The sequence below is a fragment of the Sutterella sp. genome (assembly GCF_052272535.1).
In the GTDB taxonomy this organism is placed as follows: domain Bacteria; phylum Pseudomonadota; class Gammaproteobacteria; order Burkholderiales; family Burkholderiaceae_F; genus Sutterella.
Window position 1 is genome coordinate 1 of record NZ_DAVZJY010000369.1, and the last position, 1,184, is coordinate 1,184.

Below are 1,184 nucleotides of genomic sequence, written 5' to 3' on the forward strand. Positions count from 1 at the left end.
CCTGGGCGCTTGAGGTTGAAACCGCCCCCGTCTCGAACCTCGAGGCGCAGGCCGAGTGGCTGAGGGCGGAGCACGGCCTTGCCGCCGGCACGGTGATCGCGGTTCTGAACGACGCGCGCATGCACGAATGCTATGCGGGCGTCTGGCGCGTGCCGGCCGATCCGGCCGCGCGCCTCGAATTCGTCGCGGGCCCCGAACAGGTGGCGCCCGCGGCCGCGGCCGCCTACGTCGAGCGCCACGGCGCGTCGGTCGTGGTCGGCAGCGCCCACAAGGTCTACGGCGACGAGATGGCGCTCCCCGCGGCGCTCTGCATTGAGGACGACTTCCACGCCCGCCCCGCGGCGATCTGCCGCATCGCATGGCACATGGCCCTCGCGGACGAACTCGTCACGCCCGAACTCGCGCACCCCGTCTACGTGCGCAACCGCGTCGCGCTCACCATCGCGCAGCGCGCCGCCGGCGAGCGCCTGCAATGACGGCGCCCGGCTTCACGCTCCGCGTCATGACGCCCGGGGACGCCCCGGTGCTCGCCCGGCTCGAGGCCGAGGTCGAGGAGACGCCCTGGAGCGAAGGAAACTTTCTCGACTCCCTCGCGTCGGGCCATCTGTGCCGGGTGCTTGAGGCGCCCGACGGTGAGATCGCCGCCTGGGCGGTCGTGATGACGGTTTTGGACGAGTCCGAGCTCCTCATCATCGGCGTCGCCCGCGCGCTGCAGCGCCGCGGGCTGGGCCGGGAGCTCCTCGAAGCGGTCACGGCCGACGTGCGGGCCCGTGGCGCCGTCGTGATGCACCTCGAGGTGCGCGCCGGCAACGTCCCCGCGCTCGCGCTCTACGAGCGTGCGGGGTTCGCGCGCACGGGGCTGCGCCGCGGGTACTACCGCACGGCCGCGGGCCGTGAGGATGCGGTGCTGATGAGCCGCCCACTCGTTTCGTAGGAGCGCGCCGTGACCGAACCGAACGAACCGAACGATCCGAATGCTCTGAACGCTCAGAGCGCCGCCGGCGACACGGTGAACGCCGTGACCTTCGACCGCGCGCAGTGTGAAATGCTCGAAGCCATGGGGCTCGGCCCCGTGTGGCTGCTGCGCGAGACGCCCGACCCCTTCCTCCCCGAACTCGCTCGGGGCCTGCAGACGGCGCCCGCCGCAGCCGCGCCCCGGAAGGCGTCCGCCCCGCAGCGCTCCG

2 protein-coding genes and 1 pseudogene are annotated in these 1,184 nt (G+C 73.0%); all 3 read left to right on the forward strand.

The annotated features are described in order from the left end of the window. On the forward strand, nucleotides 1-476 hold a 476-nt coding region (locus tag ACT6Y9_RS11045; RefSeq protein WP_443744567.1), incomplete at its 5' end, for a tRNA threonylcarbamoyladenosine biosynthesis protein TsaB. Beyond that, entirely contained in the window at nucleotides 473-934 is a 462-nt protein-coding gene (gene rimI / locus ACT6Y9_RS11050; RefSeq protein ID WP_295480784.1) for a ribosomal protein S18-alanine N-acetyltransferase, read from the forward strand. The genes ACT6Y9_RS11045 and rimI, both read left to right, overlap by 4 nt. Before the next feature lie 9 nt (nucleotides 935-943). Beyond that, a pseudogene (locus ACT6Y9_RS11055) lies at nucleotides 944-1,184 on the forward strand (hypothetical protein); the annotation flags it as partial.